Source organism: Symploca atlantica LB2515 (assembly GCF_052546295.1).
Window position 1 is genome coordinate 4,509,270 of sequence record NZ_JBQWMT010000001.1, and the last position, 15,498, is coordinate 4,524,767.

The window sequence follows — 15,498 nt, forward strand, 5'->3', positions numbered from 1 at the left end:
TCCTAGATGGATTGTGAAAACTGCTTATTTTGTGTCTTGTGTATCTCTTGTGCGTCTCTAGTTAATTGTTATTTTTCTCATAAATAATTTAGAACTGCTATTTATCCTCTCTGTAATTGAACAACTGATTATTTAATAAAGCACCGTAATTTTCCCGCTGACGAATTAACTTGTGAGTGCCATTTTCTAGTAAAACTTCTGCCGGACGAGGACGGTGTAGAAAATGGGAAGACATGGCATATCCATAAGCACCTGTATCGAGAATATAAATAACATCGCCTCTTGCTAAAGCCGGAAGTTGGCAATTTCGACCTAAATAATCACGAGAATAGGTAGTGTTGCCACAAACATCAGTGGGATAAAGTCTATCAATAGAGTCCTTCGTAGTAACAATTTCCCGGTAGCCGCCGTATACGGAAGGAACCGATAAATTGGCAACAGTGGTATCAACACCAACAACCTGTTTACCTTCTTGCCACTTCACCGAAACAACTTGAGTAAGTAAAGTACCACAGCCAGCGATTGCAGCACGTCCCGGTTCGATAATTAACTCGATTTTTTTATCTATATTTTCTAGGTGTTGGCTTAACTCTCTACCAAATTCTTGCCAATTAAACGCTAATCCTTGGGTGCGATAAGCATAACCAAATCCACCCCCAAAATCTAGATATTCCCAGTCTGGTAATAACTGGCAAACAGCTAATATTTGTGTAATAACTTGGGTAAAAGCTTGAGTTGCATTAGTGCCAGTACCGCGATAAAAATGTAGACCACCGAGTTTTAACCCTACAGATTTAGCCGTGTTTATTGCTTGACTAAATTCATCGGGACGCACTCCAATACGGCTGTCCCCAGTCAATTCAGGTAAGTTAAGACGTAACCCTAATCTTGGCGCTGACCAGGTCGATTTGAACTCTTGATATACTTCACAAAATAAACTTAACTGGTCAACACTATCTAAATTTAAGCTAGTAACTCCCCAACTAAGTAGCTGTTCTAAATCAGCACGATTCAGATTACTGCCGCTGTAAACAATTTGCACCGGAGCAAATCCCGCTTTGATACCTAAATAAACATCTCCTGGCGTATTAGCATGGAGTCCCCAACCGCAGTTCTTAAAAATTTGCAGCAAGGCAACATTGCCATTAGTAACGCTGGCAAAGTGAAACTTGGTACGAGGATTAAGAATTGATTGAGTAATATAACTAATTGTCTGCCGCAAGCGATCGCTTTGATAGACATATAAAGGAGAACCATAATTAGCTAGTAATTCCTTTGCCAATTCCGCAGAAAAAGGTGTTGTCAGAGATTCAGTTAACCCAGATTCTTGAGTGTTTACCATCTATGATTTGCCTGCTAACCTTCTCCAGCCTTGATAAGGTAACCAAAAGGGGTGGAAAATAGAGCGCCCCTTGGCAGTTTCTCCGAGAACAGTAGTGCGCCAGACTTGCCACATTACCAGCAGCCAGAGGATTTCACCAATTCTGCGTCCTCGAATTTGCCCCCCCAATTGTCCCAGGATAACCCGTCGAGGTAACTCAGGCACCCAGCGTCCTTCTGAGTGCAGTACCCCTGAATTTAACCAATGACCAACTAATGACCACAGCTCATTTAAGCACCAGATAGTTAAAGGAACCCCCATACCGCGTTTTTCTCGCCAGACGATTTCCGGAGGTAGCCAGCATTCCACTGCTCGTTTGAGGATATACTTTTCACAAGAACCCCGCAGGCAAAATTCTCCAGGAAGCTGAAAACTCCACTCTGCCAAGGGGAAATCACAAAAAGGCGATCGCACCATCAATCCCTGGCTTAAAGCTAAATTTGTGGCTCGTGGATGGATATTTTGAGCGCCTTTAAGCATTAAACTGGCGCGCCGTAATCTATCGAGTAAATTTGAGGAAAAGCAGGGATCTAAAGCCTCTTGCAGCCATTGATCGGGATTCAGGGTTTGCACTTGTTCATAAACTGCTGACTGGAAAATCTGCGCTTCATAGCCAGAGAGTCGATGAAACGTCCGCAGATATTGCTCAGTAAAAACCTCTCTCCCCCCGGAACCTTCTGTATGGTAAACACTAGCGGCAATTAGTGGTTTATTTGTCCAACCAGCAAATAATTGATCACCGCCTTCCCCGTTGAAGATTACAGAGGTTTCTTGGCTAGCAGCTTGGCAAAGTAAATAGAGAGGCACAGTAACACCATCACCAAAAGGTAAATCTAACGCTACTGCTGTTGCCTCAAGTGCCGCCTTAATCCGTTTTGGTGTTACCTCAACTTTGACTAAGGGAATCTTCAAAAAATTGGCTACCTGTTCGGCATAACCAACTTCTGGATTACCAGCAGAACCAAAATCTAAGGTATAAGCTTTGACATTTACCCCCGCCTTGACTAACAAAGCCGCCACCGTCGAAGAATCTAAACCGCCAGAAAGAAAAACTCCTACTGGTTGAGATGGTAAATTTGCCAATTGCCGATGCAGGGCATCTTGGAGTAAGCCACGCAGTTGAGTAACCGCCGCTTCCTGATCCTTAATTACCACTGGTGCTGATTGCCATTGATAAAGCTGGTAAGACTGAGAAGTTAAGGTATCATCAGCCTGAAGATGCCACTCCTGTTCAGTTCCAGCCGCCACAACCCAGATACCATCCACGGGTGTTAAGGGAGTAGGAACATAGGAAAAACAGCTATAGCCATATAAACCAGCAATACTGACTTGAGGTTTACCCACTACTGGTAACAACAGTTGTAGCCGTGAAGCAAACCAAATAACCTGTCCTTGCTGAACCCAATAGAGAGGGACACGCCCAAAGGATTCTCGTCCTAAAATTAGACAATGATGCTTGATTCTTACCCAAGCATCCGGGAGATCATTTAGTCCAGAAGCCGCAATAGCAGCAACAATCCCCTCAGCAGTTCCGCCAGTAGCAGGCGTTTCCTCGGTGCTCATGTAGCTGATAAAACCGAAACAATCATCTTCCCCAGTAAATCTTTTAGTTGACCATCCAAATTGCTGAACTTTCCCCCAACTTGCTACTGCGTTGAGTACCTTCTTCAAGCCAACTGTTAATTTTTCTGGGGAACCGACGCCCCAACAACCGATAAACTGATATGGTTTGCTCACTTCGTTAGTCGAAAATGCTTAATTGAGCTTGTACACCAGTATTCGGCTTATCGTCTCAATTTTCAATTTTCACTTTTCAACAGTAAAAGAATTACTGCTCAAAACCTGCTCTCCTAAAGACATCTGCACTTGCCAAGTTCCCGATGGTGCAGCAGAACCCAACTGGTAGCGACAAGAAGTAGGCCAAACTTCTCGATCAATTTCACGAGTTTGGTAACTATTTTGATGGACAACTTGACCTTGAGGATCAATCCAGTCGCACTTTAAAGAAAGTTTCTCCCCTAGGGGTGCTTCTTGCAAAGTAACGCGGTAATATACTTGGGGGCTAGTACTGCGGTCAATAGTCGTTACCTGACCACCATTATCTTGGCTCAGGGTAATGCGGCTTTGGGAAGCAGAAATATTAGTCAGTTGTTGCTGATGATGTTGTAGAAAGAAAGCCGTAGTTGCGATCGCACCCACTAATAGCAAAGCTGCTCCCACACCAATCCATCGACTACGTTGCTTTGCCTTAACTAGCGCCTCACGACGTTGCAATTGCAGCATCGCTTCTTCGAGTAAATCATCCGGGAGATTGAGTTCGCGTAAAATTTCCTTGACTTGTTCTTCGTCAAGTTCGGCTTCGCGGCTTCTGGCTAGCTGCTCGACTTCTGCAACAACTTGAGCCAGTTGGTCTTGTTTGAGTCGTTCTTTCACTCTTTTTACCATCAACACGCCCACTACACATAGTCAAGAGACAGCAGTCTTCTTATTTAATTGTAGGCGATCGCACTCTTGGCATATTTTCCTGTGAGCTTGTCAGCTTAAGTTTCCGATAGCAAGGGCTTCCAGGCGGGTATCCATGATTAACCAGCGTAGTCCAATCAAAGTGTCGTGGCTATCTTTGATTGGACTGATAGAAATCTTAGCCAAAAAAGAATTGCTATCCCGTGGTTGTAGCAATAATTGCCAGTTCTGTAATTGAGGAAATTGCTGTAATTGGGTTAATTTGCCATAAAAATCTTGGTGGCTTGTTTCAGCTACAAAAATTACCAGGGGTTTACCGACTAAAAACTCCCTAGGGAGGTTCAATATCTTAGTCCCAGCTTGGTTAGTTTTTTGAATAACTCCCAGAATATCAGTAACTAAGTAGGCTTCCGGAGCTTCCTCAAACAAAGCTTGGTAGTCCTGGCATTCTAAGAGCATCTCTTGATAAGTAATGCTCATTTCCTCCTGCTGGATCTGCAACTCTTCCACCGCAATGGAGAGCTCTTCAAGAACGGCTGAGAGTAGTTCTGGTTCTAAGAGTAATTGATTGCTATTACGGGAAATTAGATCTACCTGCTGTTGGAGTGTTTCAATTTTGTGGAGCATCTGGTTAATCTTCAAGGGGTGATTGCCTCCATGAGGAGAATGACTCCTTGAGGCTGATTATTCGAGCCAAGTAATGGGTTGCAGGTAATTTGACAATTAATCGTTTGACCCCTGCGGTTAGTGGCATCGACTTGCAGTTCCTGCTGTTGTGTCCCAGCTACACAAGTGCGGATCGCCTCCCGCAATTGGTCAACAGGTAAACCAATATCTAGACTAAAAAAAGACTGTTTCTCTACTTCCTGACTCCGCAGTCCCCAGAGATCTTCCATCTTATAGTTCCAGCTAAGAATCTGAAAATTGTGATCCATGACGACCACCCCAGACTGTAAACTAGCCAGAATCGATTTTAAGAAGGCATTTACTTGGTCAAGATCAAAAGTACGTTGCCGTAGTTCATCGTTAATTGCTTGTAGTTCTGCATTAGTAGACTGGAGTTCCTCATTCATGGTTTCCAGTTCTTCGTTAGTAGATTGCAGTTCTTCGTTAGTCGTCTCTAGTTCCTCGTTACTAGATTGCAGTTCTTCGTTAGTCGTCTCTAGTTCCTGGTTAGAGCGCTGCACTTCTTCCCGAAGGATGTGGTAACGGGTAACATCAGTAAAAATGATACTAACCCCGATAATATCGCCACCATTTTCCTGTAGAGGTGTCAGATATATGTCTAAGTACTGTAAACTATTATTTGCTAAGCTGCGGCTGACATCTGTGACAATTAGAGAAGCTTGATCGCTGTAAACTTTATCAATCAGGGAACGCAACTCCAAAGGGCGGTAAGAAATTTCTAAGTCTTGCAGGGGTTTGCCAATATCCGGAAGACCAAGATTGAACATTGATCTGGCTTGTAGGTTTGCCATCACCAAATTTCCACTCAAGTCGATAATAATTTGAGAAATCGGGATAGCGTTAAAAGCGGCTTCTCGTAGTCGTATATTATTAGCTAGAGAGTTGCTGGCTTCTTCCTCACTAACCTGATTGAGTACTAATAGGCGGTCACGCAAACTTATCTTAGCCACCCTGGCAAAGATGCGGTTTTGTAAGCTGAGGGGGCTAAAAAGGTGACTGTGGGTGAGCAGCATCTCCGCCTTCCCCAAAAACAGTGCTCCAGTATTGCTGAGGGCGAAGTGAAAACGAGCCAAGATCCGAGACTGGGTTTCTGAGTTGAAATACATTAAGGTATTGCGACACACCAGTAAATCGAGGCGAGAAATCGGTGCATCCTGCACTAAGTCGTGGCGACCAAAAATTACTATACGGCGTAAATCCGCCCGGAAAACGTATCTGTCCCCTATTTTATCAAAATATCTCTCCAGCAACTCCTGAGGAATATTTTGAATATGTTTATCAGAGTAACTGGCGTGACGAGCCGTACTCAGGGCTTCTTCATCTACGTCGGTGGCATAAATTTTAACTCGGTTGCGGAATTGTTCAACTCCTAATATTTCTGCCAGAACTATCGCCAGGGTGTAGGCTTCTTCTCCAGAAGCACAACCCGCACTCCAGACTCGCACTGGTTCTTCTACTGACTTGCGCGCTAGGATGCGGGGGATAGTCTGACTCTGAAGGTGTTCCCAAGCATCAGTATCCCGGAAAAATCCTGTGACGTTGATTAAAATTGTGTTGAGCAAACAGATAAATTCTTCCGGGTGAACTTCCAGGTAATCCAGGTAATCACCGAAATTATCCATACCTTTCGTTTGCATGCGCTTGCATACTCGACGCTGCAGGCTAGAACGCTTGTAGCCCGTAAAATCAAATCCTCGTGAGCTTCTCAGGTAGTCTAATAGTGCTTCAAATAATCTATTTTCTTCAGTTTCATTAGTGTTCATTCTATTTTGCTGTGCATTACTAATGAGATTAAAGTTGAAGCAATTTCTGATAAAGGCAACACAAAATCAACGCATCCCGTCTTAATGGCGGCGCTGGGCATACTAAAATATGCTGCCGTTTTTTCGTCTTGAGCAATTACTTTACCACCCATTTTTTTGACCGCCTTGACTCCTTTTTTGCCATCACTACCTGTACCTGTGAGCACAACTGCGATCGCTCGCTCCCCATAACTGCTTGCTACGGATTCAAACAGCAAGTTAGCTGAAGGACGAACATAGTTAACTAGCTCTGTCTGCGTTAAGCTCAAGGTACGACTCGGTTTAACCAGCAGATGGTGGTTAGGAGGGGCAAGGTAGACTGTTGCGAGTTCGAGGTGGTCTCCTTCCTCTGCTTGCTTAACCGATAAGGGAGTATATCCACTAAGGATGTGTGCCATTAGGGAAGGGTGCTTCGGGTCAATATGCTGCACGATAACGATACTTGCAGGGAAGTTAACAGGCAAGCCTGAAAGAACTTGCATTAGAGCCTTGAGACCCCCTGCGGAGGAGGCGATGGCGACAATATCGAAAGCAGTATTATTCAAGAGTCTTGGATTACCTGCGTTGGGGTTAATCTGGTAGCTGTTCTGGCTGCCTCTGTATCAGCATATGGGTTTCTCCCTATTACACGCCATACTCTGTAAAATAAGTGGTTTTTTATATTGCGAGGCTCCACATCTTTAATTTTAAGTTATGGCGCATATAAATAATTAGCACTTTCTTGCGAGGGCGCTAATTCTTGATCGCTGATGTCTTGATTTGATGGCGTTGCTAACGAAAATAGAATTGTGTTCAATTGCTCTGAAAGTATAAGTTATATCTTCACAATTACTCTAAGTACTTAGCTACCTTTCTCTTCAGAAGATTTAGCACTAAAGGCAGCGTGCCCCTATGCTATCAATATACTGATTAAGAAAAATTGAATTAATTTATATTCGATGAACATTAGTGATTTTCAACAAAAAATCGAAGCTGCGGTTAACTGCTGTGAAGTTATCCAAAGATCTGTAGAAAAACTACCAGATCAGCCCCAGGAATTATTGACAGAAGCAATTAGGGATATTTCTTTAGTTGTAGAAGAATTGTACGTAGCTCAAGAGGAATTACAGCAAAAGCAGGAGGAACAGTTCACCACTAGTTACCAGCTACAATTAGAAAAGCAGCGCTATCGCCAATTATTTGAAGAAGTCCCGGACGGATATTTAGTAACTGATGACAGAGGAGTTATCCAAGAGGCTAACCGCACAGCAGCAATTATGCTTAACGTGGCGCAGAATTTAATTGTGGGTAAGCCTTTAGCGCTGTTTGTATCTAAGGCAAGCCACACAACTTTTTACTCCCAACTCAGGCAACTTACCCAGCTTAGTAGTAATAGGGATTGCCAATGCTGTTCGCCCAGTCAAGCCCCGACATCGCCAGATTATCAAGAAGATCACTACAACAATGCCATAGTTCTACGGAACTGGGAAGTACAAATCCAACCAAGACATCAGGAATCTTTTCTGGCTGCGATTACTGTATCAACAACCTGCTCCGATCAGGGGCATTCAGTCGGTTTGCGCTGGTTGCTGCGCGACATAACAGAATACAAACAGGCACAAGAAGCTTTGTTGTCTTCGGAAAGAAAGCTCAAACAGCAAGCCCAGCAACTCTCCCAAGCTTTTAAGGAACTTAAAAAAACCCAAGCAGAGTTAGTGCAGCAAGAAAAAATGTCGAGCCTCGGCAGACTCTTGGCTGGAGTAGCCCATGAAATTAATAATCCTATCGGCTTTATATCTAGTAATTTACAACCTTTACAAAGTTATGTTGATGACATCTTAGTAGTGCTGCAATGTTATCAAAGCCAGTACCCCGATCCGCCTCCACAACTGCAACAAATTATCCAAGAAAAAGAACTAGATTTTTTAGTAGAAGACTTACCAAAGCTACTCGATTCAATGAAAATAGGAAGCAATCGCATTTGCCATCTTGTTACATCGCTGCGCAATTTTTCTAACGACGACACTTACTTCAAAAAAGTTGATATTCATCAAGGTATTGAAAACACTTTAGTGCTGTTGCGCCACCGCTTGCAGCCTGTAGGCGGATGTCCAGAAATTAAAGTTATCAAGAAATACAGTAACTTACCCTTAGTAGAATGCTACTCAGCAAAACTAAATCAGGTGTTTATGAATATCCTGAGCAATGCCATAGATGCACTAGAAGAGGAAAGACAACAGCAACCTCAGCAAGCAATCCCAGAGAAAGAATTGCTCCTGACAATTTGCACCCAACAAGTCGAATCTGACAAAATAACAATTGCGATCGCCAATAATGGTTCGGGGATATCACCAGAGGTACAAAAGCACATCTTTGAACCCTTCTTTACTACGAAACCAGTAGGCAAAGGCACTGGGTTAGGTCTAGCGATTAGTCACCAGATTGTGGTAGATAGGCACCAGGGTAAATTGCGCTGTATTTCTGTACCAGGACAAGGAACAGAGTTCCTCATCGAGATTCCCCTCAAGAACCAAACAGCAGCAACCAAATAGGCAGAGTTACGATAAGACCACTAGAACCAAGGGCTAGGGCGCTAACCGTGAGTTCGTGATCAAGATGGTAAACTTCTGCAATTACCAGCGTGGAAAAAGCTGGGGGCATCGCCATTTGTAAGACAATCACTAATAACGGTGTACCAGTAATACCTAGTTGCCATAACCCGATGCCTAAAACCAAAGGCACAAAGAGCATTTTAATCCCCAGACTCAGAGACGCCCGTTTAATGCTGCGACCGGATTTTAACTGGCTGAGGCGCATACCAAACAGTAGCAGCGAAAGTGCGATCGCACCCCAAGCAAAAGCCTGCAAACCTTGCTCTGCTAAATCTGGTAGGGGTATTTGACGAAAGCCGAGCCCGAACCCTAAACTCCACAATGCAGGGTTGAATAAAAGAGCCTGGACTAAGTATCGGTAATTTTGTTGCCCACGACCGTAGTGAGCTGCCAAAATAACACCTAAGCCAAAAGTGCCGATGAGACTACCTAGCATGTCATAAAAAAGCGCCCAGCCAAAATACTTGTCTCCCACCAAAGCGAGGGAAATAGGAAAGCCCAAATAACCAGTATTTCCGACCATAGAAGCGAGCAGGAAACTTCCTTGTGCTGGTTTACTCCAAGGATTAATTGGGTCGTTTTCTTGCTGATGCCTGCGTAACCAAATCCAAGCCAATCCTCCCCCCAAAAGAATCGCCATCCATGCTGTAACTGGGGCAATCCAAATCGTGCCCGATAAATCTGCCCCCCGCAAGAAAGCGATAATGCTCACAGGAGCTCCAATCCAGAAAAGAAACTGACCAATAGCGGCAGGAAGACGCTGTGGCACCCAGCGCCCCAGAAGTAATCCTAGGAGGACACCACCGCCTAGTTGTAGGTAGAGTCTTAATAATGGTTGTAGAAGCTCTAAATTAAAGCTAGGCATGTCTAATCTGGAGACGCACAACTGTATGTAAGATAGTAAGCCAGTTACTTATCAATAAATTGTTTGAGGATAGATCGCAAAGGTCGCTGATCATTTGGCGACCGTCTAGAATTCGGTAAGTAAAACCTTGATGCTCAGTGTAGGAGTAGATCGTTGAATAACGAGGGTCTCCCAGAACAATCAGCAAATTTTTCAGAGTTCTCAGAGCCAACAATCGATGATATTCCCGAAGCTGTGCGGGATACACCAGAAGTAAGACGCCGCAGTTGGCCTAGCTCTGGTTTAGTCGTGGCTGCGCTTGTGGGTTTCGTGGTACTCATACTCAGTATGGCTGCCCTCATCCCCAAGCCAGAAGCAGAGCAAAAAACTGCTACACCGCAAACCGATGCTAGCCCAGAAGCTACCACAATTGACTCAGATAACCTACTAGGGCATTTACCCTATCAAGAAGCGCCAGAAAGACAACTACAGCCCATCAGCTACGATGGTCGTCTGAGACTACGGGCAGCTGCCGCAGAGAAATTTCTGCAGATGTCAGCAGCAGCGGGGGCTGATGGCGTTGTTTTAGCTCCCCTTTCTGGTTTTCGTTCTGTTGCTGAGCAAGAGTATTTGTTTTTTGGTGTCAAAGAGCAACGGGGGCAAGTTGCTCTTAAGCGGGCAGAGGTTAGTGCACCTCCTGGACACAGTGAGCATCATACTGGCTATGCCGTAGACATCGGCGATGGTAGAACACCAGCAACTAACCTCAGTCAGAAATTTGAAAATACAGCCGCCTTCCAATGGCTAGAACGCAATGCTGCTCACTACAGCTTTGAACTTTCGTTTCCTCGGAACAATCCTCAGGGGGTCAGTTATGAGCCTTGGCACTGGCGCTTTGTGGGGGATACTGACAGTTTGGAAACCTTCTACAAAGCTCAGCAATTAACTCGTGCTACACCAAACCAACCTCAGGAGGCTTCACCAGAGCCTTGAGTTTGAATAGAGCTCTCGTTGTCATATCTGGCAGGCAATAGTATTTGATTTTCTCAAGGTGTTTGCATCTCAAGAGGATTGCTATATTACCTATTACCGTTCCCCGCTATCAGAGTAAGTTGGTGTAATTTCGTGCAACAAACTGCCCTAAATTTAATTGCCATTGGCGTCTTCGGCATGACGCTCTCGGTTCTTCTTGGTCCGTTATTGAACATACCGCAAGGAATACCCGCAGTTGCTACCCTTGGTATCTTAGGTCTTGCCACCCTCGACACCTTGAGTTTTCAAGGTAAAGGGGTTACCTTACTTCTAGATTGGGTCGCTGGTATCTCTAGCAACCATCGCGATCGCGTTATCCACCACGAAGCTGGTCATTTCCTTGTAGCCTACTTTTTGGGAATTCCCGTTACAGGCTACACACTCACTGCCTGGGAAGCGCTTAAGCAAGGGCAACCGGGTTTAGGTGGTGTTACTTTTGACACGGGACAACTCTCAGCAGACGCTCTTGATGCAGTCACAATGCGCCTCACTTTAGAACGATTTTGTACTGTCTGGATGGCGGGGATTGCCGCAGAAACCAAGATGTACGGCAGTGTCGAAGGAGGTGCGGAAGACAGAGAAAAACTCAGAGAGGCTCTGGCATCTTTTGGGCGTCCCTCCAGTGAGTATCCACTCAAGGAGCGGTTTGCTCAACAGCAAGCTCAAACAATAATTCAAGGAAACTGGGCGTCTTATGAAGCTTTAGTGGCGGCGATGCAACAACGAGCCTCGGTAACAGAATGCTTTGAGGCGATTCAACTTCATTGCCAGGATTAAGGGATTGCCCGTAGTATCTAACTTAAGACAGAGATTTCCTTCTAACAAGCAAAACGTAAAATGGTAAAGCGTTTTTTGCAACTGCCTCGATTACGCAGGGACGAAGAAGAAGCAGCAGAAAGACGTGCCACTTGGTTAGAGCTTTTCTATGACTTAGTGTTTGTGGTGGCGATTGCTCAATTAGCCCACGAACTCAGCGGTAATTTCTCTTTGGCGGGTTTCTTCAGCTTTATTGCCCTTTTCGTGCCAATTTGGTGGTGCTGGGTAGGTGCTACCTTCTATGCCACTCGTTTCGATACTGATGACTTAGGATATCGGCTGCTCACTCTGCTACAGATGGCGATTGTCGCAGCTATGGCAGTAAACGTGCACCATGGTTTGGAGTCATCCTCTATTGGCTTTGCCCTGTGTTATGTCGCTATTCGCGGTATTCTCATTGCCCAGTACTTAAATGCGGGTTACTACTTGGCAGTAGCACGTCCTTTAACTACTAGATTTGCAGTAGGCTTTGGTCTTAGTGTTGCTCTGTGGCTGCTATCAGTTTTTGTGCCAGTTCCCTGGCGCTTTGCACTTTGGGCAGTAGGAATGGTGGTAGATTTGGCGACACCTCTTTATCTGGGTAGGTGGGTAGCTCAGATCCCACCGAGCTTTTCTCATGTACCAGAGCGGTTAGGGCTATTTACGATCATCGTTTTGGGTGAGTCTATTGCTGCTGTTGTTAGAGGCGTGGCAGAGCAAGAGTGGAGTGTTTTGTCTGCACTGACAGCTTTTCTGGGTATGAGCATTGCTTTTAGTCTCTGGTGGATTTATTTCGATAGTGTAGATGGTTCTCCTCTGCGAAGTATGAAGGCTGGTCGCATGGGCATTGGTTTAACCTGGCTTTATGCTCATTTTCCCTTAGCCATTGGTTTAGTGATGACTGGTGTCGGGGTTGAGCATTTGGTATCAAACGAAACGGGAATAGCGCTATCGGCTCAGGAACAGTGGCTCCTGGGCGGTGGAGTGGCGTTGTGCTTAATTTCCTTGGCTCTAATTCATCTGATTACCTGTACCCTAGGCTCAAGCAGATACCGTAAAATATTGAGCGCCTATCGCCTAGGAGCAGCAGGATTTGTCTTGGTGCTAGCTGCTATGGATGGCAAGTTCTCATCTTTTGTTTTTATGGCTACAGTAGCATTTGCCTGCGTTCTTCAAGTGGCTTTAGATCTACGAGGAATAACTCCAGTAAACTCTTCGGCACAACAAAAATTCACAAAACAATAGAACTGTTGTGCAATCAGGAAAATGGGTTCAAAATACAGCGGCGCTGGAGGCAGAAGCATGATTAAACTCCAAGTTGTGTACTATTGCTTGAGATTTTCTGCCCCTGTTAGAACCCTCAACTTTTTGGTTTGGCAACAGTTCCACTGGCGAAGCACTATATAACAGAGAAAATACTCTGCTCAATATTTCGCATTTTTATAAGGAAGATATTTGAGAAGAAAGGCGATAATCAAGAAAGGCGATAATATAGTAATGGCTGTTAGCTGATTACAGCGCTCAACACAGATGCTAACCAAGGGAGACCTCAGCTATGGCAACTTCGACTATTTCCCTGCGTGATCTTTCTTCTCTCACTTTAGAGGACGTTGCTCAGTTGGCTGCACGTCTAGAGCGAGATGATTACACTAACGCTTTTGAAGGACTAGATGATTGGCATTTGCTGCGGGCTCTGGCTTTTCAGCGGCCAGAACTAGCAGAACCCTACCTTTACTTGCTGGATATGGAAGCTTATGACGAGGCGTGAGTGCTAATTCTTTATTTACCCTTAAAGAAATAATACCAGATCAGAGGGTAATCTGAGTCTTGTTTATTTACTAATAAAAAGCTTAGGGCAGGAGGTGTTGATCTCTTGGCGTTGCTGTAGCTGGTGCATGTAGTTAAACAGATTCCAGCAGTATTCCTCTGTTAATCCGCAGGTGATTGCTCCCCGCAGCACTACATTGAAATACCAATCGTTGGGGGCTAGTTCTTCAGTTAATTTATCGACTACAACGTAAGTACGAACATTACTGTAGAGCTTCCCCTGACAGTTGATTTTGATCATTTCCTGTTTATAGCCACCGCGAGGAACTTCTTCTCGCTCATCTAAGGCTTTACTCAACCGCCAAGGCAAGCGATACAAGACTCCTTCAACAGTTTTTGCTGGATCTCTCACCATATCTAGTACTCCGCAGTTGCGTAGCAATGATTTGCGGTTGAAAGCCAGTCGATAACCTGGAAGCCTTGCTGGACCAACAACGAAGGCATGAGTATTTTCACCGAGCGATCGCTTCAAATCTACTGGACACATGCAAGACCCATAAGCAAAATAGTAAAAAGTTCGCTCTGTTGGTTGGCGCAGTTTTACTCTGGCGCGAGACCTGGATGTTTGTGGAGACTGTGCTGAAGAATTTTGGAGAAGGCTAAACTGAAGGCTCATGGCGGGCCGCAGACTCTAAATGGGGTTGTGAGCATGAATTCTAACAAACATACTACAAAGGAAGCAACGTATTTCCATGAAGAAACCGTAGATTAAATTTTAGCCAAAAAAAACCCCCTGGCTAGGGGGTTTAAGCTTAATTTAACCAAGCCATGGACTCGCCTTAAAGGAAACAAGCCACTTCAGCTTTACCTTCAAGCTGCTTTCCAGACTAGACGTGGTTGGGTACTAAACCAACTTCTGCCGCCGAGCGCCTTAACATCGACTGTTGACGACTGTTGAAAGAACGCTGGCGATCCAGCATCAGTGAGCGAGCTTTGTCTTGAATAGACCAACTGGGAATCTTTGCTGCCTCGGCATTTTCCTCGGTCATGCTTCCAGGTGTCCGATAGGAAACGCCGCGATACTTCAGGTTAACGCTAGGTTGCAGCACTGGCGGCTCTTCCCGGTTGCGAAACCGCCAATCAAGACCCCGGTACTTGCCAAAGCTGGTTTTATGGGCCAGAGCTAGTTCTGGGGGGTTGTAATCGTAACTAACACCGCGATAAGAGAGTTTCATGGTCTTCGCCTCCGAAGTTTCACATTGGTGAGGTGAGGCGCGTTCCTTCAGGATCTCTCCTTACTTCCGTCTCTCTACGCTTCTGGAATCCCGTTTGCCAGTATCTAGAGAGATGAACGTTTTTCTTTCTGTATCGATTATTACATTTTTCTAGAAAATTTGCAACTTTTACACAATTAAATTCAGCTATAACAGTGAGTTGTGTATTACATTGTGTAATATGTTAATCCAGAGCTAATAGTTGCCTTTATGATTACTATTCCCAGAGTTAAAAGTTAAATTGAGTGGTATGAGTGAACAAAGTGAAGGCTATAAAGTCGTTAGTGATAATCGACAAGCCCGCTTCCGTTACGAAATTTTAGAAACCTACGAGGCGGGAGTTGAGTTACAGGGAACCGAGGTGAAGTCGATTCGACAGGGTAAAGTAAATTTGCGAGATGGGTATGCCCTGATTCGTGATGATGAGGCATGGCTATTGAATGTGCATATCTCTCCTTATGAGAGCAGCAGCCTTTATTTCAATCACGAACCCCGCCGTACCCGCAAACTACTGCTACATAAACAGGAAATTCGCAAGCTTATTGGCAAAGTAGAACAAGAGGGTCTGACCCTTGTACCGTTAAAAATGTACTTCAAGCGTGGTTTAGTCAAAATCCTCATTGCTCTTGGCAAAGGCAAAAAGCTCCACGATAAGCGTGAAACTATTAAGCAGCGCCAGGATCAACGAGAGATGTCAAGAGCAATGAAACGCTATTAACAAGGATCCCGAGCAAAGTTGGGCAAATGCTCAAGAAGCTTGCCACTAAGATGGCAGATGAGCGCGGGAAGTTCGTGGGAATCTCTACCAAGCAACAATCCCACGGCTATAAGCCGTGGGGAGTGCCAGTAAGTAGAGGTTGCT

15 protein-coding genes and 1 riboswitch are annotated in these 15,498 nt (G+C 44.8%); of the genes, 6 read left to right on the forward strand and 9 right to left on the reverse strand.

Annotated elements, in window-relative coordinates:
* Positions 1 to 97: 97 nt before the first annotated feature.
* From ACT7WV_RS18690 to ACT7WV_RS18715, 6 genes are all read right to left on the reverse strand, one after another.
* Positions 98 to 1,342, reverse strand: a complete 1,245-nt coding sequence (locus ACT7WV_RS18690; protein ID WP_445104332.1) for a diaminopimelate decarboxylase family protein — start codon at positions 1,340 to 1,342, stop codon at positions 98 to 100.
* Positions 1,343 to 3,118, reverse strand: a complete 1,776-nt coding sequence (locus tag ACT7WV_RS18695) for an asparagine synthetase B family protein (protein WP_445104333.1) — start codon at positions 3,116 to 3,118, stop codon at positions 1,343 to 1,345.
* 69 nt (positions 3,119 to 3,187) lie between these two features.
* Positions 3,188 to 3,814: a DUF3859 domain-containing protein gene (locus tag ACT7WV_RS18700; RefSeq protein WP_445104334.1), complete on the reverse strand. Its 627-nt coding sequence runs from the start codon at positions 3,812 to 3,814 to the stop codon at positions 3,188 to 3,190.
* A gap of 102 nt (positions 3,815 to 3,916) precedes the next feature.
* Positions 3,917 to 4,486, reverse strand: coding sequence for a PAS domain-containing protein (locus ACT7WV_RS18705; protein ID WP_445104335.1), 570 nt, complete (start codon positions 4,484 to 4,486; stop codon positions 3,917 to 3,919).
* On the reverse strand, positions 4,483 to 6,294 hold the full coding sequence (locus tag ACT7WV_RS18710) for a CheR family methyltransferase (RefSeq protein ID WP_445104336.1): 1,812 nt from the start codon (positions 6,292 to 6,294) through the stop codon (positions 4,483 to 4,485). Before ACT7WV_RS18710 ends, ACT7WV_RS18705 begins: the two co-directional genes overlap by 4 nt.
* Positions 6,291 to 6,878, reverse strand: coding sequence for a chemotaxis protein CheB (locus ACT7WV_RS18715; RefSeq protein ID WP_445104337.1), 588 nt, complete (start codon positions 6,876 to 6,878; stop codon positions 6,291 to 6,293). Before ACT7WV_RS18715 ends, ACT7WV_RS18710 begins: the two co-directional genes overlap by 4 nt.
* A gap of 393 nt (positions 6,879 to 7,271) precedes the next feature.
* On the opposite strand from ACT7WV_RS18715, the gene ACT7WV_RS18720 reads away from it, so the two are divergent.
* Entirely contained in the window at positions 7,272 to 8,864 is a 1,593-nt protein-coding gene (locus ACT7WV_RS18720; RefSeq protein WP_445104338.1) for a PAS domain-containing sensor histidine kinase, read from the forward strand.
* Here the strand turns inward: ACT7WV_RS18720 and ACT7WV_RS18725 are convergent.
* Positions 8,836 to 9,789, reverse strand: coding sequence for an AEC family transporter (locus ACT7WV_RS18725; RefSeq protein ID WP_445104339.1), 954 nt, complete (start codon positions 9,787 to 9,789; stop codon positions 8,836 to 8,838). The genes ACT7WV_RS18720 and ACT7WV_RS18725 overlap by 29 nt on opposite strands.
* Positions 9,790 to 9,942: 153 nt before the next feature.
* Here ACT7WV_RS18725 and ACT7WV_RS18730 point away from each other — a divergent pair, with 153 nt between their 5' ends.
* From ACT7WV_RS18730 to isiD, 4 genes are all read left to right on the forward strand, one after another.
* Entirely contained in the window at positions 9,943 to 10,761 is an 819-nt protein-coding gene (locus ACT7WV_RS18730) for a M15 family metallopeptidase (protein ID WP_445104340.1), read from the forward strand.
* 132 nt (positions 10,762 to 10,893) lie between these two features.
* Positions 10,894 to 11,577 carry an ATP-dependent Zn protease gene (locus tag ACT7WV_RS18735; RefSeq protein WP_445104341.1) on the forward strand — a complete coding sequence of 228 codons (684 nt, stop codon included), beginning with the start codon at positions 10,894 to 10,896 and terminating at the stop codon, positions 11,575 to 11,577.
* A 60-nt stretch (positions 11,578 to 11,637) separates the two neighbouring features.
* Positions 11,638 to 12,840, forward strand: a complete 1,203-nt coding sequence (locus ACT7WV_RS18740) for a low temperature requirement protein A (RefSeq protein WP_445104342.1) — start codon at positions 11,638 to 11,640, stop codon at positions 12,838 to 12,840.
* 310 nt (positions 12,841 to 13,150) lie between these two features.
* Positions 13,151 to 13,363: a protein IsiD gene (gene isiD / locus ACT7WV_RS18745; RefSeq protein WP_445104343.1), complete on the forward strand. Its 213-nt coding sequence runs from the start codon at positions 13,151 to 13,153 to the stop codon at positions 13,361 to 13,363.
* 63 nt (positions 13,364 to 13,426) lie between these two features.
* On the opposite strand, the gene ACT7WV_RS18750 is transcribed toward isiD, so the two are convergent.
* Complete coding sequence (locus ACT7WV_RS18750) at positions 13,427 to 14,038, reverse strand: gamma-glutamylcyclotransferase (RefSeq protein WP_445104344.1); 612 nt, start codon at positions 14,036 to 14,038, stop codon at positions 13,427 to 13,429.
* Positions 14,039 to 14,249: 211 nt separating this feature from the next.
* Positions 14,250 to 14,597, reverse strand: coding sequence for a DUF4278 domain-containing protein (locus ACT7WV_RS18755; protein ID WP_445104345.1), 348 nt, complete (start codon positions 14,595 to 14,597; stop codon positions 14,250 to 14,252).
* Between the two features lie 36 nt (positions 14,598 to 14,633).
* Positions 14,634 to 14,718, reverse strand: a riboswitch (Glutamine riboswitch).
* A gap of 168 nt (positions 14,719 to 14,886) precedes the next feature.
* Here ACT7WV_RS18755 and smpB point away from each other — a divergent pair.
* Positions 14,887 to 15,354 (forward strand): SsrA-binding protein SmpB, encoded by a 468-nt coding sequence (smpB, locus tag ACT7WV_RS18760; RefSeq protein ID WP_445104346.1) that lies wholly within the window; start codon positions 14,887 to 14,889, stop codon positions 15,352 to 15,354.
* The last annotated feature ends 144 nt before the right edge of the window (positions 15,355 to 15,498 follow it).

Coding starts and splice junctions, on each gene's coding strand:
- ACT7WV_RS18690 (WP_445104332.1), bottom strand. CDS start 1,342: ATGGTAAACACTCAAGAATCTGGGTTAACTGAATCTCTGACAACACCT.
- ACT7WV_RS18710 (WP_445104336.1), bottom strand. CDS start 6,294: ATGAACACTAATGAAACTGAAGAAAATAGATTATTTGAAGCACTATTA.
- ACT7WV_RS18720 (WP_445104338.1), top strand. CDS start 7,272: ATGAACATTAGTGATTTTCAACAAAAAATCGAAGCTGCGGTTAACTGC.
- ACT7WV_RS18725 (WP_445104339.1), bottom strand. CDS start 9,789: ATGCCTAGCTTTAATTTAGAGCTTCTACAACCATTATTAAGACTCTAC.
- ACT7WV_RS18740 (WP_445104342.1), top strand. CDS start 11,638: ATGGTAAAGCGTTTTTTGCAACTGCCTCGATTACGCAGGGACGAAGAA.
- isiD (WP_445104343.1), top strand. CDS start 13,151: ATGGCAACTTCGACTATTTCCCTGCGTGATCTTTCTTCTCTCACTTTA.
- ACT7WV_RS18750 (WP_445104344.1), bottom strand. CDS start 14,038: ATGAGCCTTCAGTTTAGCCTTCTCCAAAATTCTTCAGCACAGTCTCCA.
- ACT7WV_RS18755 (WP_445104345.1), bottom strand. CDS start 14,597: ATGAAACTCTCTTATCGCGGTGTTAGTTACGATTACAACCCCCCAGAA.
- smpB (WP_445104346.1), top strand. CDS start 14,887: ATGAGTGAACAAAGTGAAGGCTATAAAGTCGTTAGTGATAATCGACAA.